The following is a 21349-nucleotide window of genomic DNA, read 5'->3' as shown; positions in this document are numbered from 1 at the left end:
TTTGTGAAAACAAAATAACAAAAAAGAGAGAAGCCAGTGCTCCTCTCTCTTCATTTTTATTATCAAAAGTGTTTTTTTACAAATTGCCTCTTACTGCTTGTTCGCGCTCGATGGCTTCAAACAATGCTTTGAAGTTTCCTTTACCAAATGATTTGGCTCCTTTGCGTTGAATAATTTCATAGAATACAGTAGGACGATCTTCTACCGGTTTGGTAAATATTTGTAGTAAATACCCCTCATCATCGCGGTCTACCAAAATATTGAGTTTACGCAAATCATCCATATCCTCATCTACTTTACCTACCCGTTGTTCCAGGTCGTCATAGTAGTTGTCGGGTACGTGCAAAAAGTCTACCCCACGATTGCGTAACTCGCTTACAGTATGCAAAATATCATCGGTGGCTACCGCAATGTGTTGTACACCTGCTCCCTGATAAAAATCGAGGTATTCTTCAATCTGAGATTTTTTACGTCCATCAGCGGGCTCATTGATAGGAAATTTAATGTATCCATTGCCATTAGACACTACTTTAGACATAAGGGCGGTGTACTCAGTAGAGATGTCTTTGTCGTCAAAGGTAAGTAGTAATTTAAAGCCCATTACGTCTTCGTAAAACTTCACCCACTTGTCCATCTCGCCTAGCTCCACATTGCCCACACAGTGGTCTACGTGTTTTAACCCTACCGGATTGGCTTTGATACCTTCACGTGGTTCGTAACCAGGCATAAAAACGCCATTATAGTTGGTTCTTTCCACAAATTTATGAATAGTTTCGCCGTAAGTATGAATGGCAGCTATTTTAATTTCGCCGTATTCGTCGGTCAAAGTATGCGGCTCAATGGCAGACTTAGCGCCCCTTTTGACGGTTTCTTCATACGCTTGGTAGGCATTTTCTACTTGAATAGCCAACACTTTTACTCCATCTCCGTGTTTTTTTACGTGTTCACTCACTTCCGAATCGGGATGCATGGCTGTAGTCAATACCAAGCGGACTTTGCCTTGTTTCAATACATAAGATGCCCGGTCACGTACTCCGGTTTCGGGACCAGCATACCCCACTAACTGGTAGCCAAATGCACTCTGATAGAAATAGGCTGATTGTTTGGCGTTCCCTACATAAAACTCTAAGTGATCGGTACCAATGATTGGCAAAAAATCGTGTGCTTGTTCCATGAACTTTTATATTTTGAATCCACATTAATCTTTATAACTTGAAGCAAAAATAAGATTTTTGTCCTATTTTCAGTAGTATCTTAACCAAGAATACAAAAAATTCATTTAATCCAATACATTCTATGCATATAAGATTCAAAACTAAGTTTTTACCAAATAATTAATAAGTACTATTTTGGTTTATGATGCTTGTTTCCAAATCGTTGAAGGAAAATATACTTCCCAAACAATTTCCCTTCGCTGGATCTCCTTTAGAAAACACTACTTAAAATAATGCAATTACTAAACATGCTTAATGAGCGCTTTGCCTACACCTACTATTTAGATGACAGCTGTTAGTATTGTCAAGCACTTACCTGGTTTTAACCTTACTTGAACTAAACCTTTGCAGGCGATTTTATTGTTTAGAATTAAAATGTCTATTTTTGCAATATGATATGAAGTTACAGATACAATTGGGGTTTGTCCAATGGCTAACACTTCATATAAAATTATATAAAGCTCGGGAAGGATACTCTCTGAACTTTCAATATTGTCATTTCAAATATTTTGCAGTAATGGATATCGTAGAATTAGACCAGGCATTGGTTACTCTGGTAGAAAAAAAAATGGAATTAGGTCGTTTGAGTTATGCAGACACTTCTTATGATGAAGTAGAGGAGGAACTGCATGACCTGGAAGATGCTTTTGTTGACAAATATGGTGACTATCTGGAATCTATATTTGAAGGGGTACACGACAAGCATTGCCCAGATAGTGATGTGTTGTTACCCACTGCTTATCTTGCCAACAAATACCTAAAAACCGGACAAAAGGATAATGGTTCGTTTGACTATGATGTGGCTAATTATCAGGAAGGTGTAGTGGTAGATTCAGATTTTTATGATATTGCCCGATTAGTATTAATTCCTAATCCAGCGCGGATTGTTCTTTTTGCCAAAGATGGCAACCACCGTGAGGATGTATGGGTGGCTCAATAGTTTTTTCACAAAAAATTAAATGGAGCAATAAATTCAAAACATTGCTCCGTTCCTTTTCCAATGAGTACACCATCATATAAAGAACAAAGCGTAGCGAAGGGCGCCCGTATAGAGGCTTCAAAAAAATTCTTGTCGTCTACCCGAAAATGCCTTACCCAACTTGAGGTAATACAGGAAAACCAGGTACCTAAAATTTCTCATCTCACTTTCGACGATGATGAGCAACTATTTAAAGTATTTTTTCCTATCAAAGACCATCATCTTTACCTAGTTATTTGCATTGACTCGGTGTCATGTTCTCGCCCAAAGTGGTCATACATCCAACAAGGCAATGGGGTATTGTTTGCCGCAGCATCTGATACTTTAACTTTTGAAGAACTGCAGGCAATGACCTCCATTAAAGCTACGGAAGGCTGGAGCAAAGGGCAACTTAAAAAAAACTCATCTAACCAAAATGAGGTACACAGGTATAGCTCTTTTACTTTTGAACCTATTCGAGAAGGTTTTGTTTATATGACAGAGAAACTTACGACTCTTTTGGATATGCTAGAAGCTGACATAGAGGGTGTAAGAAGGCTCGCCGAGGTAGCTAATGCGGGTATTCAAGTATATACTTACGACTTTGCCGAATATGGCAACCTTCCAGGGGTACACCTGTCTAAAGAAGTAATAAGAAAATTGGGGAATATGCATTTAGACATAGACTTTGAGATGTATGTAAACGGCAATCTTCTGAAGTAGGCATTAAAACCTCAAGCTTTTATCTTATCTTTGTACCTTGCCTTACTTCTAAAATACCTGAAGGTCATGTTGAGTTCTAAAAAAATTGAGGTTTTCAAGCACAAGGGGTATGCCTTTGTTTTATCAAAGTAATGTTAGATTGCTTTAATAAAACCTTAAAAGTATTACAATCAAAGTCCTCTTGACTGACTTATTATGTGTTGAACATTTGTTTTGACAGGTTACTCTTAAATGCCCTATAATCAAAGATATCTCATTTGTTTTAGACTGTTTGACAAATATTATCATTGTACAATTAGTGTAGTTTCTTATCAAACAAGATCACTTCTAAGGAATGGTGAGAAATTAAATTACCATTCTTGAGGTAGAGGTTTTGTTTTGAGACGAGGCTATTTTTTGCGCCCATAGCAGCGCTACGGGCAATAAAAATAACGAAGTATCAAGGCGAAAAATCACCCCTTAGAGTGTAAATTTATTTTTGAACAATTCCTAAGGTACTATTGAGCATAAACATATGTTGTTTAATTCATTAGAATACATCATTTTTTTACCTCTGGTGTTTGTTGTATATTGGTGCTTATTTACCAAACTAAAACACCAAAATATATTGCTACTTGTTGCCAGTTATATTTTTTATGGCTGGTGGGATTGGCGTTTTTTATTTTTGATTATTTTTAGCTCTTTGGTAGATTATTTAATAGGCTTAAAAATATTTCATACTCAGCAACAGACTAAACGGCAAAAATGGCTGATTGCAAGCTTAGTTTCCAATCTTGGGATACTATCTCTATTCAAATACTTCAATTTCTTCTCATCCTCTTTGCAAGACATGTTATTGCTTTTGGGCTGGCAAGTTGATACTATCACTTTGAACTTAATCTTACCTATTGGGATAAGTTTTTATACCTTTCAAACCTTAAGCTACACAATTGATATTTACAGAGGAAACTTACAACCATCTAAAAACATAATAAGCTTTTTTCTTTATGTAAGCTTTTTTCCACAGTTAGTTGCAGGGCCGATAGAAAGAGGCACAAATTTATTACCCCAAATTAATGCCCCCCGTATTTTCAAATACGAATTATTTAAAGCAGGGCTTTTCCAAATATTTATTGGTTTAGTTAGAAAAATGGTGATTGCTGATAGTTTAGGGGTATACGTTGATAGTGTATACGGGTACCCTGAGGCACAAAATTCAACCACTGTGTTAGTTGCAACTATCTTTTACGCGTTTCAAATATATTTTGACTTTGCAGGTTATTCTGATATAGCAATTGGTAGTGCTAAACTATTGGGGTTTCATTTCAATCAAAACTTTAATCTTCCTTATTTCTCCCAAAGCATTACCGAATTTTGGAGAAGGTGGCATATTTCACTTTCTTTTTGGCTTCGTGATTATTTATATATTTCGCTTGGAGGCAATAGAAAAGGCATAACGATCACTTATCGCAACTTAATGCTTACCATGCTTTTGGGAGGGTTATGGCATGGTAGTTCCTGGAATTTTGTTATTTGGGGAGGTATACACGGTATAGCCTTGATTTTTGAGAGATTTTTATTGAATACGAGAGATAAAAAATTTGGATGGGTAGGTTGTTTATATACTTTCTTGATTGTCTTGGTAGCTTGGGTATTTTTCAGGGCTAAAGACTTAAAATCAGCTTTATTCATTCTTAATAAATTATTTGAGATGAACTTTGCTCTAAATTTCAACAATTATTTAAACCTGATCATAAAATTATCTTTTTTTCTCACTTTAGGGGTAAGCTTTGACTTCTTTTTATTCAAGAAAAAAATACCATTGGAAAATATAGGCAAAGACTTTAGTCTTATAAAACTAATTGGCTGGATTACGCTGCTTATTTTAATGCTGACGCTATTCTACTCCAACTCAGAAAACTTCATCTACTTTCAATTTTAACTTCAAAATGACTGAATCAAACATTTTACGGATAGTTAAACTTGTTATATTAATTGCCATATTCAGCTACTTACTAGACAAGTTGGTTTTTATATCACTTAGTGGTTTGAGTAATCAAGTTTTTTCAGGTCACAAAGTTGGTAAACTCAATCACTACCTGGCTGCTAAAGACTCTATGAAAGTACTTATCTTTGGCAATTCACGTGCAAATCGCCATATCAATACTACATTAATATCTGAGCAAACTTTTAATATGGGGATTGATGGCAAAGGCTTAGCCTTCACGTCTACCCTAGTAAAGTTACTACCTATTAAAAAACAACAACTTGTAATTGTAAACATAGATCCTCAACAACTTTTTGATAAAAGTTATGATGGTAATGATATTATGCATCTAGCCCATAAATATCATCATATTACTACCATTGCTACAAGTATTGATCATTCAGGGTGGAGAAACCCCTTACACAGTTTTTACTGGTCTTTGGATTATAATAACAAGCCTCTTAGTATAATCAAGCATTACTTCTTACCTGAATATAATTACAAGAAGTTTACTGGATATGAGCCCATTGTATTAAACAAAACACAAATGCAAACAAGAATAGAGAAACTAACCCATACTACACCCTGTGACACACTACTTAAGTTAAATCCTTTAGCAATGTATTACTTGAAAGAGATTGTTTCTTTCTGTAAAAAAAACAATAAAGAGTTATTGGTTATTAATAGTCCTTATTATCAAGATGCCTGTAAAGATGATAATATATTGATGACAAGAATATTAAAAGATTTAAATGTTAGTTTTTGGGATTACGGTAATTATTTTGGAAAAAAAAGTACTCCTGACTTTTGGCAAGATAAAGAACATTTATCGCAACGAGGGGCCAACTTATTTTCAAAGGGCTTGTCCAAAAAACTTAAATCTGTTTATAATTTTTAAGCAAGTAATAATTTATCCCTCTTTTTATATAAATGCTAAATTTTAGGCTTTTACCTTAACTTTGTAAAATTTTTATTCAAACTTTTATAAAATATGGCACTCAATAAGAAAAAGGCGTCAGAATCGCTCACCACTATGACTGAGCTGGTCTTGCCTAATGACACCAATACTTTGAATAACCTCATGGGGGGACATTTGATGTATTTGATGGATATTTGTGGGGCTATTGCGGCTCAAAAACACTCTAACCGGATAGTAGTGACTGCTTCGGTTGATAACATTTCGTTTAAAGAGCCTATTGCTTTGGGTGATGTAGTAACAATTAAGGCACATGTATCTCGTGCGTTCAATTCATCGATGGAGGTGTATCTGGAGGTAACTGCAGGTAATATACCACAGGGCACCATGCGTGAAACTAATAAGGCTTTCCTTACTTTTGTGGCAGTAGATCAGTCTGGCAATACTATTATGGTGCCTGAGTTGGTGCCTGAAACAGAGAAGGAAATTGCTTTGTTTGACGGGGCGTTGCGTCGCCGACAATTGAGGCTGATTTTGGCAGGTAAAATGAAGCCCAATGATGCTACAGAGCTTAAGTCGTTGTTTGACTCATCGCCTAACTAATTTTTGCTTTTTGTTTTAGTTTATCGCTATAGTAAGCCGCTATGCTTCCTATGATTAGTATGCTGGCTACGGTTATTTTTGCCCACAATTGATTGAATAATGATACGGGTAAATGGAGGTATTGGAGTAGCACAATTTCGGTAAACAGGTAAAAAGCCAGGGCGACCATAAAGATAATGCGTGGTTTGTAGCGTGAGGCAATGATGCCTAAGGTAATGTAAGGCATGCCTAGCATCACTCCTGCCCATTTGGCACCCCAGGGTACTTGTAGCCTCAAAAAAATAAAAATGTATAACATGCCTATGAAATACAATAGGCTGATGGCCCATTTTACGAATGATTGTACCTCTTGTACTCGTTTCCGGGCTTTTTTGATTTTAGACAAGAAGGTGTCCTGCTGACTTTTGCTTCCTTCTACGGGAAAACCGCACTCAGTACATTTCTTGTCTAAGACCAATGTTTTGCTATGGCAGTGTGGACATTTTTGGGTGGATAAGGCGTCTGTTGCCATTGGCTAATTGCAAAATTGAGAGTTAAATAAAATGTGTTGCATCTGATTTGTGATGTTATTCTTTTATTTTTGATGACAAATCTTTGATGATGTCTAAATACATTTTGCGCTCTTCTGCCGATACTTTTACCAACTCCATCAACTCTCCCATACCTAAACCACTGCCTTCTTTTTTGCTGGTAAGCAAATAAGGCTCCTGATCTTCATTGACCATATTTTCTGGTTCATCCTCTAAAAAATACATAATAGGATACCTTAGGTGTTCTGCAATTTTGGTAAGGTATTTTACTTCACAACTGTTTTTGTTGTAAATACGATACAAACTTGCCACACTGATACCCGCATAGTCTGCTACTTCCGCGGCATCTGCCCCTCTGGTTTTTATAGCTGCTTTAATTTTTTCACCTAATAACATAATTAATTACTATCAAATTTGCATATATAAAAATAAAATATTACTTTTGAGTCAATATTTTCATACAATTATAACAATTGATATGAAATTACTAAAATTTTAGAGTAAAATCAAGTGTGACTCATAATAAAAACGCTACTTTGATAACTTAGATTTTATTGTATTTGAAATTTTCACACATAAAACCCCTATTTTTCAACAATTCAGTAGCAGAAATTTGAGTGCACACTTTCTAATACGTCAATTTGCAAGTAAAACCTTGCAACCTGATAAAACCAGACGCAAATTAGTAAATCTCAAATTTTGTCCCAAAAAAACAATGCAAACCATATAACCATTACATAATTTATACTAAATGATACATGTTAGCTAAAGGTGTTTGCTTTAACATGATCCGTTAGAGGTGCTACACCATGTGGGCACCTCTTTTTTATTTTGTCCTCCCTCTTTTATTTGATAATCTTTGAGCTGCCTGATTTTGTTAAATGTTTACGGTAGGTACTCTCAGTAAATTACTATTTTTGACCATTGTATAGTTTACATTCAAAAACGTTGCATTATGACTGTTATTAAACAATTTGGTTGGCTCTGTATTTTTGTGTTGTCTACATCTACGCTTGTAGCACAAAGCAAGTTGCTACAATCGGGTCCTATGGTCGGTTACTCTACTATGAAAGAGGTATTGCTGTGGGTACAAACCAAAAAGGCCGCAAAAGTTTACTTTAAATATTGGGAGGAGGGTAAACCTCAAACTAAAATGAGTACTCCTGCAGTGCTCACCAAAGCTAAGACTGGTTTTGTAGCTAAAGTGGTGGCTGAAGTGTCGCAGGGTAAAAAATATGCTTATGAGTTGTATATCAACAACCGACTGGTAAAGCGTCCTTATCCACTGAAGTTTCAAAGCCAGACTTTGTGGCAATACCGTACTGATCCACCCCCCTTTAAGTTTGTGTTTGGCAGCTGTGCTTATGTCAATGAGCCTGAGGTTGACCGTCCAGGTAAGTCTTATGGGGGCGATTTTCATATTTTTAAAACTATTTTAGATCAAAAGCCTGATTTTATGGTTTGGGGGGGCGACAATGTATATTTACGTGAGGTAGATTGGAATTCGCGCACGGGTATTATGCAACGTTACACGCATACCCGGTCGTTGCCCGAACTACAACCATTGTGGGGCAGTGTACACCACTTTGCTACTTGGGATGATCACGACTTTGGCCCTGATAACTCTGATGGTTCGTTTTGGAACAAAGAGCTGACTACTGAAGCTTTTAAATTGTTTTGGGGGAATCCTAACTATGGGGTTGCTGGGGGGATTAGTGGTACTTTTACGTGGAATGATGTGCAGTTTTTTTTGATGGATAACCGCTACTTTCGTACTTCCAGTAATCCACAATTGCAAAAGCCTCAAATGCTGGGTGATCGTCAACTACAATGGCTGGTTGAAGCCCTCAAGTATAGCAGGGCAAGTTTTAAGTTTGTGGTGGTGGGTAGTCAGGTGTTAAACAATACTGATTTTAGTAAAGCGTATTGGGCAGAAAACTACTCAAAATACAAGGTAGAACAACAAAAGTTAATCAAAGCCATTAAAGAAGCCAATGTACGAGGGGTTGTTTTTCTTACCGGTGACCGCCATCATACCGAGTTGAGCAAGTTGGAACAAAATACCCATTACCCTTTATATGATGTCACTATTTCTCCTTTTACAGCAGGTGCTTCGGGTAAACGGGGAGAGGGTGAAAAAAACACACTAAGAGTGCCTAACACTTATGTGGGGGTACGTAACTTTGCCGTAATGGAGGTAAAAGGTCCTCGTCGTAATCGGGTGCTTACTATGAAGGTATTGGACAGTAAAGGTAAAGAAATGTGGAAGTATGAAATTAAAGCCCGTGATTTACGTAAAAAGTAAAACATTTTCGAACAACAGGCTTGTTGTTTTATCATTTTCCTGTGCTTGGTTATAACATTTTACTAAGATGCGAAGCTGCTTTTTATACCTAAATAAACTCAAAATTTTGATAGATGAAAAAACCACTCAAAGAAAATGAGGATTATTACATTGAAAATGGTTTTTATGTTTTCACGGCCAAATATCACCTGGCGCGAGGCTACTGCTGCAAAAATGGTTGCAGACATTGTCCCTATGGTTTTAAGAAAAAGAAGTCTTAACCTTGATATAAAATAACAATGGCTTACATTTATTATGTTTCGGGTGGGCAACGCTCAGGTAAGAGTAGTTATGCCCAACGTCTTGCTCTAGAACTTAGCCCAAAACCAATATATTTGGCTACGTCGAGAATTTGGGATAAAGACCACCAACAAAGAATAGAGCGACACCAGGCAGACCGCAACGAGCAGTGGGTAAACATAGAAGAAGAAAAGTATATCAGTAAGCATAACTGGCAAGGCAAGGTTGTAGTGATGGATTGTGTAACACTTTGGCTTACTAATTTTTTTAGTGACACTCAATATAATGTAAATCAAGCACTTAAAGAGGCGCAACAAGAGTTTGATTTATTCACTCAACAAGATTTTACTGGTATTATCATTAGTAATGAAATAGGCATGGGGTTGCACGCTGACACAGAAGTGGGACGCAAGTTTACTGATTTGCAGGGTTGGATGAACCAATACATAGCTCAGAAAGCTAACCAGGCCGTTTTTATGGTGTCTGGCATGCCTATTACAATTAAATAGAAATACCTTATTCTAAAAAATATTGGCTTAAGGGAATAAGTTGCGTCATCCAAGGGTCTAATTAATTTATTAGGCTTTTCAAAAAATTATGCATTATGAATAGACACTCTCTTACAATTACTTTATTACTTCTTGTGGGCTTGTTATTTTCCAATGATCTATTGGCTCAAGGTGAACATAGACGTAAGCGTCAAAAATTGACTCCAGAACAACGTGTAGCACGCCTTGACAAAATGATGGTACGCCTGAAGGATTCACTTAGCTTAAGTGATGACCAGGCAGGCAAAATAAAGGCATTAAATATAAAAATGTGGGACAAAATGAAGGCTGCACGCAAGCAGTACTCAGACGATCGCCAGATGATGCGGGAAGAGATGATGGATTTACGTATCAGGTACCAAAAGGGCGTGAAAAAAGTGCTGGATAAAAAGCAGTGGAAAAAGTTTAAAAAAATGGAAGCCGAAAGGCAAAAACGGAGAAGGGAGCGTTGGAAAAACAGAAAGAAGGGTAATAAGGAATAAGACATAAAAAACCACCTAAAGTAAAGACTCAGGTGGTTTTTTATTGATATGTTCAAGTAATTGCTTGGTTAGTCTTTTTGCAAATTATACACATAAGTATCAGGATAAGTACTGGTACTTACCCGATGTGTAAGAGTGAGCCTAATAGCCCCTGTACAAGTGAGCGCAAAGCCTACTCCTTCGACTGTACCATCAGTAGTGGTTAAATTAATCAAGGCTGGATCCCAGGCATGTTGCTTTTCAATGGTAACAGCTCCTGTGGATGCATTTACACCCACTACCACATCATAATTATTATCTTCTTTTGCTCCACCTGCGGCAAAATGTCCAAAAATATCCTTGATAATAAATTTATCTGCTCCTGAGCCAGACTCAATGGTAATCTTTCTGGTGGCATTGTTTAAACCCGCACCAAACGGATCGTCTACTACGCTGTAGGTACCCACTACACTGGTTGCGACAAAAGGACAAGAAACGAAGGTAGTAAAATCATAGGCAGACCTTTGCCCCACATTGCCATTAAGGTTTTGGCTAATGTCTGATATTTGATGTTCTACACCCTCTTTGTCTTTTACTCGATTTATAAAATCAATTTTATCGCCTGCCTGTAAATCAGTAGCACTGGTTAAGTTGATCGTTTGATCATCGGTAGCTCCTGCCTTTAACGTATCAATTATAGTACCCACGGCTATAGCTACCTCTGAAGCTGTAATCTCAAAATCACCGTTTACATTGGTAATACTTTTGACAAACTTCAGTTCTGAAAATGCGGTGGTGGATCGAGTAATTTTCGCATAAACCTCCATGGATGCTACATTCCCGCGTGGGTCTCTCAAGGTACCTGTATACTTCGCGTTGGGCAAGTCCTGCACATCAAACAAAGAAGTGTTTACAGCCTCTAACAATACCATTGCTCCCGCCCTGGCCTCAGGAAGAGGGCTGACATTTTTTCTACACGAACTCATCAAAGTTGCCAATACAATAAGGCATACAAAGCTATATATAATTTTTTTCATGTCTTTTTTGCTATGCCCCCACCCTGAGGCATTGAACTCAGGGCGGGGGCTGTTTGCCAATTTTACTTTAGACCATTTAAGGTTTGCCAAAAAACTTTTTCGCCAAAAACTCTTTGTACAGCGTTGGAGTTAGTATTGATGTACACAGCTGGGTAAAACATCAAGGCACCGTTTTCGCCTGAGCCTTCAATCAAAGTTGGTTGCAAGCGTGAGGGAAACCCAGTACGACGAAATGCATTGTAAATATCTATTCCGTTGCCATAGGCAGCTTTATAAAACTCTGAAACCACCACATCAAGTGGGTTGGTGTAGCCTAAGCTTGCCGGGTTGTCATAGCCAGCCAATAAAGCATTTACATAGTTGTTAATAGCTGTAGTGCTTGGCTCATACTTTTGTTTTGGAGAGGTATCAGGACCATCATCTTCTTTGGTATTTGGGTCGTCTATCTCATTCAACAACACTTTATTATAATCAACATCGCGTGTTCCAAAAGAGATTGTTTTGGCAATCGAAGCCCTTATCCCTTTTTCAAATAATGCCCTTGCATCTTCGCCAGTTCCCATTGTAATCGCTGCTTCTGCTCTTAAGAAATCAACAAAAGAGGACAACATAATAGGTGCAATGCCATAGCCACCAGCACCAGAGCCTTGTCTCCCTCTTGTGTCTTGACTGTAGTCAAACTTACCACCTACCGGGTATACTCCATATATGGTTCTGAGCAAACCATCGGGTGGAATACCCGCTGCGTCGCCGTGATCACGCCCCCAATAGCCTGCGCCAGGTCCGGTAAGTTGACAAAATACATCGCTGGCAGCAAAATGACTGGGTTTATCTTGAGTTACACAGCGTTTTTCGTTTACATCAGTGGTGTTGGTGGTTTCTTGCCGATAAAAATAATAACGCAGGCGAGGGTCGTCTAAATTAGCCCCGGCAAAAGCAGCAGTAAACCTGTGCATGTATCCAATAGATTGATACACACTGGCTCCATTGTCGTAATCGCCACCATATAATGGGTGGCGACTATCAGGATTTGCCAGGTTGGTACCATAGGTAAAAGCAAAATCATCTGCCTCGCTACTGATCAAGGAAGCATCATTGGCCAGTGCTTGTGCTTTGGCTACTGCTCCCCCAAAAGGGTCGGTGCCTGAAGCACTTACTTGCACATACATTCTAAATTTTAATGTATTGATGAGCTTTTTCCACTTAGCGACATTGTCTGTAGTGTTACCACCAAAAAACAGGTCGTTGCCAGGTAGTATAGATGTTTTATCAAAATCAGCCAGTGCTTCGTCTAACAACACCTCACAAGCCTTGTAAATATCAGCTGAAGCATCTCTTTTTGGGTTAGTATTTCCTTCATTGCCCTTGATTGCTTCGCTAAAAGGGACATCTCCAAAAAAGTCTACCAATGTTGTATAAGCATACGCCTTGGCTATTTTAGCAATAGCAACATGAGTGAATAATTCTTTTTCGGTTGCTGCTGGAATCAACGCTTCGACATCGGCCAACAAACCTGCATAAAAAGAACTCCACTCTCCATCAAGGTTTTCGGGTGTGTAGGCATTGTTATACAATGGTCCAAACATATGAGTCATACGCGTGAGCTCTGACCCCTCGTTGCTCAATTCATTGAATACATTAGCAATACCCAACTGTACACTGTTGAGTAGTAAGTCTGGCTCAATAGCATTGGGTGCCAACTCATTTGGGTTATTTTTTGGGTTAATGTCCAATGTCTCACAAGAGCACACCAGCAGCATCACCAAAGTATATATAAAAAAGGTTAGTTTTAAATTCATTTTCTATAAATTTTTCTTTCTTAAATAGCATTGATTAAAAAGTGAGTTTTAAGCTTCCACCAAACCGTTTGGCAGATGGTGAAGCCAGAAACTCAATTCCACGTCCATTGCCTACACCAGTACCCAAAGAGTTAGGGTCTACATTGGTACCTTTCGGAAAGTTGAAAGCATTGTACCACAAATTGTAACCAGAAAGCGTAAATTGAACCATTCCAAAAGGTGTCTTTTCAATCAAAGCCTTGGGTAGGGTATAAGAAAGAGATACTTCATTCAAGCGTAAATGAGTGGCATCGAACACTTTAAATTCATCTGCCCCCAAACCCAATACATTGAAATACATATCGGTGGCTGCTATTTGTATATTGTTTTGTTTGGCAGCATCTGAGGCCAACACTCCAGGCAATATAAATGTCTGACGTCGATCAAAGTTAGTATCTTCGGTCATGCCACGGGCTAACAAAGTAGCGGCAGTTAAAGAGAGAATATCGCCTCCCCCCTGATATTGCCATTCAAAGCTTAGGGTGATCCCATTCCAGGACAATGTATTTGTCAAAGAACTTGTAAAGTCTGGCTGTGGATTGCCAATTACACCAGCTGTAGGGTCAATTACATAAGTACCATCACTTGCTACAGTATATTGCCCATTTGTTCTTTGCACTTTGGTGCCAAACAACGCCCCAAATGGTTGACCTGGACGGGCCAGGTTACCGCGGTTAGTAAAGCCAGCAATAATTACCTGGTCTTGTCCGGGAGCAAGCGACACTACCGTGTTTTTCATTGCTGTAAGTACCCCCGAAACATCCCAACGGAAGCCTCCAATAGATAGGACTTTAATATTTGCCTCCAACTCGATTCCTTCTACTTTTATTTCACCTGCATTGGTGGCTTGTACTGTATAGCCACCTGCGGGGTCTAACAGCTGAGTTTGGTTCAATAAATTAGTGGTTCGCTTTTGAAACAAGGAAACTTCAAGACCAACTTTATTTTTGAACAACTGAGTCTCCACACCCACTTCAAGCTCGCTTAGTCTTTCGGGCTTAAGGTCAGGGTTGGCCAATCGATTAGCTACCGAATTACTTTGTATCAAAGTACCATCGTTTTGCTGAAAAGCTCTGGTAGAAAGTCCAAGAGTATTTCTGGTAGAGTAAGCAGTGGGGAAATTGGCAGAAGAACCATACCCTACACGTAATTTTAAATAACTCAAAATGGTACTTTCTTGTAGCGCACTAATGGCAGAGGTTAAATCAACCGCCAAACTAACCCCTGGATAGAAGATACTTTGATTTTTTGTTTCTAAAGTATTTGCCCAGTCGTTTCTGCCTACCAAATTCAAGAATAAGTAGTTTTTGTAACTAAAATTAGCCTGCAGATAGGCTCCCAAGCGGTTTTCGTCTCTGGTAAACTGATTAGATGTTTGGGTGTCAAAGTTAAAATGACGAAAAATACCAAACACCGATTGATTGACACTGAATACTCCCTGACGATCCAGCGCATCTCTACGAGCATTGAACCCCAAAATAGCGTCTAGCTCAATGTCTTCTGTCAGGCTTTTATTGTAGGAAAGGATCAAGTCGTGGTTGATGATGCGGTTTACTATAGAATAAGTATTATAGAAGCCATTCTGAAAACCCGTTACTACTCCACCTTTGTGCTGTCCACCCGCATTTTGCTCGGTATACTGGTCAATGCCTATACGATACATGAGGTTTAGGTGGTCATTAAACTTATAGGTAGCATTGATTTGCCCAAAAAAACGATCTACTACTTGAGAAGCAAATGCATTTTCCAGGGTCCAACGGGGGTTTTGGATGTCATTACCACTACGATAATATACACTTCCACCTGTAATAGGATTTTGGTATGGCAACCCCATCAAATCTACACTTATGGGCGTATAAAAAATGTTACCAAAGATAGAAGGACTCACTGGGTTACTTCCCTGACTAGATGCAGTAGGGGGTGTTTCATAGTTTGTGGTAGTGTAATTCAAAGTTGCCCCAACTGTAATATTGTTGGCTAGAGTAGTTCTTCCTCCAAAGCTAAAGTTATTGCGAATCAGGTTGTTACCTGGTGTAAAACCTTTGTCATCATAATAACCATAACTTACACTGTAGCTAGTTTTAGGTCCCCCACCCCTGATGCTTAAAGAGGTAGAAGCTGTGACACCAGTACGGAAAAAACGGGGTACACTGTTATAAGCTTTGTACTCATATTGTTTTCCCTGAAATTCAGGAAAAGCCGCCCTTAAGCTCGCATCGCTAAACTTTGAATATGGGTGAGCTACTGTATTAATTTCGCTAAACTCTGGTCCCCAGTTACTAAAGAAAAATCCAAAGTTTTGATAAAAACCACCTCCATAGTTATCCTGATAGTCGGGCAGTGATGCAATTTGAGTAGCAAAAACAGATTGAGTTAAAGTGATTTCTGCTTTTCTGGCAGCTTTTCTGCTGCTTCCGGTGTTGGTAGTAATCAGAATAACCCCATTACGGCCACGATCGCCATACAATACAGTAGCGCTCAATCCTTTGAGTACATTTACACTCTCAATGTTATTGGGGTCAAGGTCTAAGAAGCGACTCGATTGCGTTTGCCCATCCTGAAAATTACCTTGTGTATTGGTTTGGCTATCAAACGGTACCCCATCTACAACAAATAAGGGTTGATTTGAGCCACTGATAGAGGTATAACCACGCATAACAATGTTGGTACCTGCACCAGACATACCACTGGTTTGGGTCACATCCATGCCGGCTACTTTACCCCTTAGTATACGTCCAATATCACTTTCAGATTTTTCCTGAATTTTGCTGCCATCAATAGTAGATACCGCATACCCTAAGGCTTTTTTTTTCTTTTCGATGCCCGATGCTGTCACTACAACTTCAGAAAGAGATGTTTCTGACATCTTAATATCAAAGTTGGTTTTGCCATTGGTGGCTACTTCCTGGGTTTCCATACCTACATACGAAAACACCAATATCGCATCTTGAGGGATACTTAAGGTAAAAGAACCATCAATATTAGTGGCGGTTCCTTGAGTTGTACCTTTCACAACCACATTTACCCCTGGTAATCCTTCACCCGTGTTGACATCGGTTACTTTACCAGAAATAGTTCTGCTTTGAGCCATCAACTCAAAAACAGCCAGTAAAACAAGTGTAAAAGTGAATAGTAATTGTTTTTTCATATAAGTGAGGGTTAGTCATAAAAAAATAAATAAGTGTTATTTCTAAGCTAGGCAATATCTAAGCGATTATCCAAGCATAATGTTAAAAAACTGTTAATAGAATAAAAAACACTGTACTTTTCAAATACCACATGTAACAAAAAACAAAGAATAAGTACTACACATTATTTAGTCATTACCAAGACACATTTTATTAGGCAAAAACAAGTAAAGGGAGGGTCATGGAAAAATTATATTTGGCTAATTGCCAATATATTTAAAAAATACGCCATAAACCGAATAAAACAGAAGTATATAAGGGGTAGGTATATGAAGGAAAACACTCAAAGTGAGGGTAGCAATTGTGATAAATATAAGCTGTACTATACCAATAGCAAGCTTACATTAAGCGCTTGATACTACTTGGTTTTTTGGTAGATTAACAGTTGGGAAGAGGTAATAATAAATAATAAAGAAGAAGTAATAAAAGGGGTTAATAAACGGCTTTTCTGCATTTTAGGTTCATTATCAAGCGCAATGCTTACTGGCTGTTCCTGCTTATTGTAGATATTTATTTTAGTAAGTTTTTTGTTTTTCCACCAATACAAATAACTCCTGGCTAAACTAAAACTTTGTAAATTTGAGTAAGGTAGTCTTTTTTTAAAGCTGCCCAAATTGTCAAATACCCAAATGCCTGTAGTTTTTTCAAAAAGATATAACAGGTTTTCATGTTCTTGTAAGTGTATCACCTCATTAAGCTTTACCCCTAAGGATAAGTCAAGCGAGGTATGAGCAATGATTTTATTGATTTTGGGATTGTACTTTTTAATACTCATATCCCCTTCATCAAAAATCCAGACATTATTGTCACTGGCTAATGTAGCTTGTTTTACATAACCTACAGTAGGAAGTGCAATATTCTGACGGATTATTTCATTAAGGAAACGATCCAGAATAACATATTCCTGAAAATCTTGATAAAATAAAAACAGTTGTAAGGTCTGCGAGGTGACCATTGAGGTAATAACCCCTAGTTTTTCGGGTGAGTAGGTATTTATTTTTTTTGCTGTAGAGTCAAACTGAATTACATTTCCATCAGCATCAGCTACATATATATTTTTTTTACGGTCAAAAGTGGCGTGTATGATATTATTGAGCGGTAGTTTTTTGATGAACTGGTAAGTTTGAGCTTGTATGGGTGCCAACACACCAAACTGACCCAATAAAAAGCACAATAGATATACTCTTTTTCTCTTGTGAAGCACCATATACTATTGTGTTAAGTCAAATCTGATATATATACACCGGGCAAATCTTTTTCAAAGGCCTCTAGAACCACATTTGTACCATCAAAACAAGCATAAGTTTGAAAATGCAACCACTCTCCTAAATTAATATAACGACTATTTTCGTTTACTGGTAGGTCTAAGGGTAAATGACGATGACCAAAAATATAATAATCGTGGTGTATCGTTTTTTCAAGCTCTTTGGCATATTGCCACAACCACTCATCTTCGCCAAAAAACTGGTCGTCTTTTTTCATATTGGTTGCCCGGCTTTTTTTTGACCACCTATCAGCCAGCCCTATCCCAAAATTAGGGTGCAATCTTGCAAACAACCACTGCGCAAATTTATTGGTAAAGACTTTCTTTAAGCGTTTATAAGTATAATCTCCCGGCCCTAGTCCGTCTCCATGACCTATATAAAACTTCTTTTGATTAATTGTCCATACTTGCGGCTGATGGTATATATCTACCCCTAGCTCTTGAGTAAAGTAGTCAAACATCCACAAGTCATGGTTACCAGTAAAAAAGATTACTGGAATGCCACCATCAGTAAACTCGGCTAAGGTACCCTGCAAACGGGCAAACCCTTTAGGAATGGCACGCTTATACTCAAACCAAAAGTCAAATATATCGCCTACTAAAAAAACTGCACTGGCTTCTGCTTGAATTGAACGTAACCACTTTACAATTTTGCCTTCACGCATGCGGCTTTGCTCATAGGTAGGTGTTCCTAAATGAAAATCAGAGGCAAAAAACACTTTTTTACCCGATTCTATTTGGAAATCAGTGGTCAGAGTTGTCATCAATAAAAAATAATATAATTTCTTTGGGGCCGTGTGCACCCAGTACCAGGGTTTTTTCAATATCAGCGGTACGGCTGGGACCAGTGGTGAGGCTAATCATAGAAGGTAAATCACCTTGGCTATATTTATCATTCATCAAAGCCAATCCCTCTCTAACGCCATAAACTAATTGAGATGCATACGCTACTACTATGTGTACAGGAGGATAAATAGAGAGTCTACGTCCACTTGTTTGACGCGAAGAAATCAACACGCTACCGGTTCGGGCAATCAATGCCTCACAAGAAGTTATGCCTATTTCTGCACGCAAAAAATCAGTGTCATCATAAGTAAACTTAATGTCTCCTGCCTCTACTATTTTTTGCAAATCACGTTCCCATACGTATATATTTTCCTCATCTCGTTGAGTTAATACATGTTTTAGGGTGTCAACAAACATCTCTGTACTTTCGCAATAATAAAAATCCCCGTTATTTTGCTTAAAGTTTTCAGCAAAAATCACTTCTGGATACTCTTCTTGCGACTTTGTATAAACCCCTACCGAAAAATCCGGTTTAGGCATTGGATTTTTGGTAGGGGTTTTTAGTGCTTGTTTTATACGGCTTAAAATATTCTCTCGCGCACTCAAAATATATTATTTATTCTTTATTATCCGATTGTTGATCATCTCCATCTACTTTTTTCTCCTGCACTACTTCATTGACGATCTTACTATCATCTTCTTTTTCATCATTATGTTGCCCATTGGTATGTTTGGTGTAGGTCTCATAAGAAGTTTCGTTCTCAAAAGGTCTTTTACCAATCAGTCTTTCCAAGTCATTTTGAAAAATAATTTCCTTAGATAATAACTCTTGGGCTATAATCTCTAACTTATCCTTTTTATTAGTAAGCAAAGCCTTGGTTCTGTCATAACATTCAGCAATCAAGTTTCTTACTTCCTCGTCAATAGTTTTAGCTGTATCGTCTGAGTAAGGTTTGGTAAAAGAGTATTCAGAGTTTGCTTTAGAATCATAAAAAGAGACATTCCCTATTTTATCATTCATCCCATATACTGTTACAATTCCATAAGCCATCTTAGTAATACGCTCCAGGTCGCTTAAAGCTCCCGTTGATACTCTGCCAAAAATAATATCCTCGGCTGCCCGCCCTCCCAAAGTCATGCACATTTCATCCATCAATTGCTCTTTGGTATGCAGGAATTGTTCACGAGGCAGGTACTGAGCATACCCTAAAGCCGCGATTCCTCGAGGCACAATACTCACTTTTACCAACGGGTCGGCGTACTCTAGAAACCATCCTGCTACTGCATGTCCAGCTTCGTGATAAGCTACAATTTTTTTCTCACTAGGTGAGATAAGCTTATTTTTCTTTTCCAAACCACCAATTACCCGGTCAATGGCATCTTGAAAGTCTTGCATAGTCACTGCCTTTTTATCTTTACGGGCAGCAATTAAAGCACTTTCGTTACAAACATTGGCTATCTCTGCACCAGCAAAACCAGGAGTTTGAGCAGCTAGTTTTTTCGAGTCTACATCGTCAGAGAGTTTCAAAGGATTCAAGTGTACCTTGAAAATGGCCTCACGACCAATAATATCAGGTTTATCAATAGACACCTGACGATCAAATCGTCCTGGGCGCATCAATGCAGAATCTAAAACATCGGGACGGTTGGTAGCCGCCAGTATGATCACCCCTGAATCGGTAGAGAAACCATCCATTTCAACCAATAACGAGTTCAATGTATTTTCTCTTTCATCGTTTGACCCTGGCATTTGTCCACGTCCACGTGAGCGTCCAATAGCGTCAATCTCATCTATAAAGACAATACAAGGTGCTTTTTCTTTAGCTTGTTTAAACAAATCACGCACTCGTGCCGCTCCTACTCCTACAAACATTTCTACAAAGTCGGAACCTGACAAACTAAAAAATGGTACACCAGCCTCGCCTGCCACTGCTTTTGCTAACAGGGTTTTACCAGTACCCGGAGGGCCTACCAACAAAGCGCCTTTGGGTATTTTACCACCCAAACTGGTATATTTGGTGGGGTGTTTCAAAAAATCTACAATTTCTTTTACCTCTTCTTTGGCTTCTTCTAACCCGGCAACATCACTAAAAGTGATCTTTACCCGATTTTCGGCGTCAAATAAGGCAGCTCTAGACTTACCAATGTTAAAAATTTGTCCACCTGGACCACCACCGCCAGTCATACGACGCATTAAAAACCACAAACCAAACAGCATTAAAAACAAGAACCCCCAATTGAGGATAAAACCAGTGAAGTCTGAGTCTTGCTTTGACTCATAACCTATGCGTTCGCTTTCAGCAATTTGTTTATTTGCTATCATTTCATCCTGCACCTCTCTGAAACGTTTTTCGAAAGATTCGCCAGATAAAATGTGAAACTTAAAGTGTGGTCCACGACCTGACCCTAAGGGAGAGCGTTGTTCTTTTAAAAGCTTATCATATTTTTTAAGAGAATCGGCTTTAAGCGTTACCTCTACAATTTCTTTATTAACAACAACAACTTTGGCTACATCACCTTGTCTTAATATTTTATCAAATTTCAGATGAGTAATTTCTATAGCCGAACTACTTTTACTGAAATAGGCAATTCCTGCAATAAGAATAATCAACACCGTAATCAACCAAAACTGATAGCCTGACCTTTGGGGTGTCTTATTGTTATTGGGAGTTAGCTTTTTCTTTTTTTGATTATTGTTTTTGCTCATTGTTTTTTACATCCTCATTATTGGAT

General features: G+C 38.2%; 19 protein-coding genes. 9 read left to right on the top strand and 10 right to left on the bottom strand.

The genetic code is table 11. The features are described 5' to 3' along the window. Positions 1–76: 76 nt before the first annotated feature. The gene (gene hppD, locus Q0954_RS14820) at positions 77–1174 is read right to left on the bottom strand and encodes a 4-hydroxyphenylpyruvate dioxygenase (protein ID WP_299458174.1); all 1098 of its coding nucleotides are present in this window, start codon (positions 1172–1174) and stop codon (positions 77–79) included. 557 nt (positions 1175–1731) lie between these two features. Here hppD and Q0954_RS14815 point away from each other — a divergent pair. From Q0954_RS14815 to Q0954_RS14795, 5 genes are all read left to right on the top strand, one after another. Beyond that, positions 1732–2154 carry a hypothetical protein gene (locus Q0954_RS14815; RefSeq protein WP_299458172.1) on the top strand — a complete coding sequence of 141 codons (423 nt, stop codon included), beginning with the start codon at positions 1732–1734 and terminating at the stop codon, positions 2152–2154. 60 nt (positions 2155–2214) lie between these two features. After that, positions 2215–2895, top strand: coding sequence for a DUF4279 domain-containing protein (locus tag Q0954_RS14810; RefSeq protein WP_299458170.1), 681 nt, complete (start codon positions 2215–2217; stop codon positions 2893–2895). A gap of 514 nt (positions 2896–3409) precedes the next feature. After that, positions 3410–4816: an MBOAT family O-acyltransferase gene (locus tag Q0954_RS14805; protein ID WP_299458168.1), complete on the top strand. Its 1407-nt coding sequence runs from the start codon at positions 3410–3412 to the stop codon at positions 4814–4816. A gap of 7 nt (positions 4817–4823) precedes the next feature. Further along, positions 4824–5759, top strand: a complete 936-nt coding sequence (locus tag Q0954_RS14800; protein WP_299458166.1) for a hypothetical protein — start codon at positions 4824–4826, stop codon at positions 5757–5759. Positions 5760–5852: 93 nt separating this feature from the next. After that, entirely contained in the window at positions 5853–6380 is a 528-nt protein-coding gene (locus Q0954_RS14795) for an acyl-CoA thioesterase (protein ID WP_299458163.1), read from the top strand. Here Q0954_RS14795 and Q0954_RS14790 read toward each other — a convergent pair. Both Q0954_RS14790 and Q0954_RS14785 read right to left on the bottom strand, forming a co-directional pair. Beyond that, positions 6373–6891, bottom strand: a complete 519-nt coding sequence (locus Q0954_RS14790; protein ID WP_299458161.1) for a hypothetical protein — start codon at positions 6889–6891, stop codon at positions 6373–6375. The genes Q0954_RS14795 and Q0954_RS14790 overlap by 8 nt on opposite strands. Before the next feature lie 55 nt (positions 6892–6946). Continuing rightward, positions 6947–7306 (bottom strand): helix-turn-helix transcriptional regulator, encoded by a 360-nt coding sequence (locus Q0954_RS14785; RefSeq protein WP_299458159.1) that lies wholly within the window; start codon positions 7304–7306, stop codon positions 6947–6949. A 559-nt stretch (positions 7307–7865) separates the two neighbouring features. On the opposite strand from Q0954_RS14785, the gene Q0954_RS14780 reads away from it, so the two are divergent. From Q0954_RS14780 to Q0954_RS14765, 4 genes are all read left to right on the top strand, one after another. Beyond that, positions 7866–9215, top strand: a complete 1350-nt coding sequence (locus Q0954_RS14780) for an alkaline phosphatase (protein ID WP_299458157.1) — start codon at positions 7866–7868, stop codon at positions 9213–9215. A gap of 113 nt (positions 9216–9328) precedes the next feature. After that, on the top strand, positions 9329–9475 hold the full coding sequence (locus Q0954_RS14775; RefSeq protein WP_299458155.1) for a DUF5522 domain-containing protein: 147 nt from the start codon (positions 9329–9331) through the stop codon (positions 9473–9475). Between the two features lie 18 nt (positions 9476–9493). Beyond that, positions 9494–10003, top strand: a complete 510-nt coding sequence (locus Q0954_RS14770; RefSeq protein WP_299458154.1) for a bifunctional adenosylcobinamide kinase/adenosylcobinamide-phosphate guanylyltransferase — start codon at positions 9494–9496, stop codon at positions 10001–10003. Positions 10004–10098: 95 nt separating this feature from the next. After that, complete coding sequence (locus Q0954_RS14765; RefSeq protein WP_299458153.1) at positions 10099–10524, top strand: hypothetical protein; 426 nt, start codon at positions 10099–10101, stop codon at positions 10522–10524. Positions 10525–10592: 68 nt separating this feature from the next. Here the strand turns inward: Q0954_RS14765 and Q0954_RS14760 are convergent, their stop codons facing one another. From Q0954_RS14760 to ftsH, 7 genes are all read right to left on the bottom strand, one after another. After that, complete coding sequence (locus Q0954_RS14760) at positions 10593–11630, bottom strand: hypothetical protein (protein WP_299458152.1); 1038 nt, start codon at positions 11628–11630, stop codon at positions 10593–10595. Further along, positions 11603–13339, bottom strand: a complete 1737-nt coding sequence (locus tag Q0954_RS14755) for a SusD/RagB family nutrient-binding outer membrane lipoprotein (RefSeq protein WP_299458151.1) — start codon at positions 13337–13339, stop codon at positions 11603–11605. Before Q0954_RS14755 ends, Q0954_RS14760 begins: the two co-directional genes overlap by 28 nt. A 34-nt stretch (positions 13340–13373) precedes the next feature. Continuing rightward, the gene (locus tag Q0954_RS14750) at positions 13374–16526 is read right to left on the bottom strand and encodes a SusC/RagA family TonB-linked outer membrane protein (RefSeq protein ID WP_299458149.1); all 3153 of its coding nucleotides are present in this window, start codon (positions 16524–16526) and stop codon (positions 13374–13376) included. Between the two features lie 398 nt (positions 16527–16924). Then, positions 16925–17773: a hypothetical protein gene (locus Q0954_RS14745; RefSeq protein WP_299458147.1), complete on the bottom strand. Its 849-nt coding sequence runs from the start codon at positions 17771–17773 to the stop codon at positions 16925–16927. A gap of 11 nt (positions 17774–17784) precedes the next feature. Beyond that, positions 17785–18594: a UDP-2,3-diacylglucosamine diphosphatase gene (locus Q0954_RS14740; RefSeq protein ID WP_299458146.1), complete on the bottom strand. Its 810-nt coding sequence runs from the start codon at positions 18592–18594 to the stop codon at positions 17785–17787. Continuing rightward, on the bottom strand, positions 18575–19156 hold the full coding sequence (locus tag Q0954_RS14735; RefSeq protein ID WP_299458145.1) for a lactate utilization protein: 582 nt from the start codon (positions 19154–19156) through the stop codon (positions 18575–18577). The genes Q0954_RS14740 and Q0954_RS14735 overlap by 20 nt, the downstream gene beginning before the upstream one ends. A 76-nt stretch (positions 19157–19232) precedes the next feature. Then, positions 19233–21323, bottom strand: coding sequence for an ATP-dependent zinc metalloprotease FtsH (gene ftsH, locus Q0954_RS14730; RefSeq protein ID WP_299458144.1), 2091 nt, complete (start codon positions 21321–21323; stop codon positions 19233–19235). Between the last annotated feature and the right edge of the window lie 26 nt (positions 21324–21349).

The organism is uncultured Microscilla sp., assembly GCF_947493425.1.
Lineage (GTDB): Bacteria > Bacteroidota > Bacteroidia > Cytophagales > Microscillaceae > Microscilla.
The sequence above is the reverse complement of the archived record's forward strand: the minus strand, read 5'-3'. Positions and strand labels throughout refer to the sequence as shown.

Coding starts and splice junctions, on each gene's coding strand:
- hppD (WP_299458174.1), bottom strand. CDS start 1,174: ATGGAACAAGCACACGATTTTTTGCCAATCATTGGTACCGATCACTTA.
- Q0954_RS14815 (WP_299458172.1), top strand. CDS start 1,732: ATGGATATCGTAGAATTAGACCAGGCATTGGTTACTCTGGTAGAAAAA.
- Q0954_RS14810 (WP_299458170.1), top strand. CDS start 2,215: ATGAGTACACCATCATATAAAGAACAAAGCGTAGCGAAGGGCGCCCGT.
- Q0954_RS14805 (WP_299458168.1), top strand. CDS start 3,410: ATGTTGTTTAATTCATTAGAATACATCATTTTTTTACCTCTGGTGTTT.
- Q0954_RS14800 (WP_299458166.1), top strand. CDS start 4,824: ATGACTGAATCAAACATTTTACGGATAGTTAAACTTGTTATATTAATT.
- Q0954_RS14795 (WP_299458163.1), top strand. CDS start 5,853: ATGGCACTCAATAAGAAAAAGGCGTCAGAATCGCTCACCACTATGACT.
- Q0954_RS14790 (WP_299458161.1), bottom strand. CDS start 6,891: ATGGCAACAGACGCCTTATCCACCCAAAAATGTCCACACTGCCATAGC.
- Q0954_RS14785 (WP_299458159.1), bottom strand. CDS start 7,306: ATGTTATTAGGTGAAAAAATTAAAGCAGCTATAAAAACCAGAGGGGCA.
- Q0954_RS14780 (WP_299458157.1), top strand. CDS start 7,866: ATGACTGTTATTAAACAATTTGGTTGGCTCTGTATTTTTGTGTTGTCT.
- Q0954_RS14775 (WP_299458155.1), top strand. CDS start 9,329: ATGAAAAAACCACTCAAAGAAAATGAGGATTATTACATTGAAAATGGT.
- Q0954_RS14770 (WP_299458154.1), top strand. CDS start 9,494: ATGGCTTACATTTATTATGTTTCGGGTGGGCAACGCTCAGGTAAGAGT.
- Q0954_RS14765 (WP_299458153.1), top strand. CDS start 10,099: ATGAATAGACACTCTCTTACAATTACTTTATTACTTCTTGTGGGCTTG.
- Q0954_RS14755 (WP_299458151.1), bottom strand. CDS start 13,339: ATGAATTTAAAACTAACCTTTTTTATATATACTTTGGTGATGCTGCTG.
- Q0954_RS14750 (WP_299458149.1), bottom strand. CDS start 16,526: ATGAAAAAACAATTACTATTCACTTTTACACTTGTTTTACTGGCTGTT.
- Q0954_RS14745 (WP_299458147.1), bottom strand. CDS start 17,773: ATGGTGCTTCACAAGAGAAAAAGAGTATATCTATTGTGCTTTTTATTG.
- Q0954_RS14740 (WP_299458146.1), bottom strand. CDS start 18,594: ATGACAACTCTGACCACTGATTTCCAAATAGAATCGGGTAAAAAAGTG.
- Q0954_RS14735 (WP_299458145.1), bottom strand. CDS start 19,156: ATGCCTAAACCGGATTTTTCGGTAGGGGTTTATACAAAGTCGCAAGAA.
- ftsH (WP_299458144.1), bottom strand. CDS start 21,323: ATGAGCAAAAACAATAATCAAAAAAAGAAAAAGCTAACTCCCAATAAC.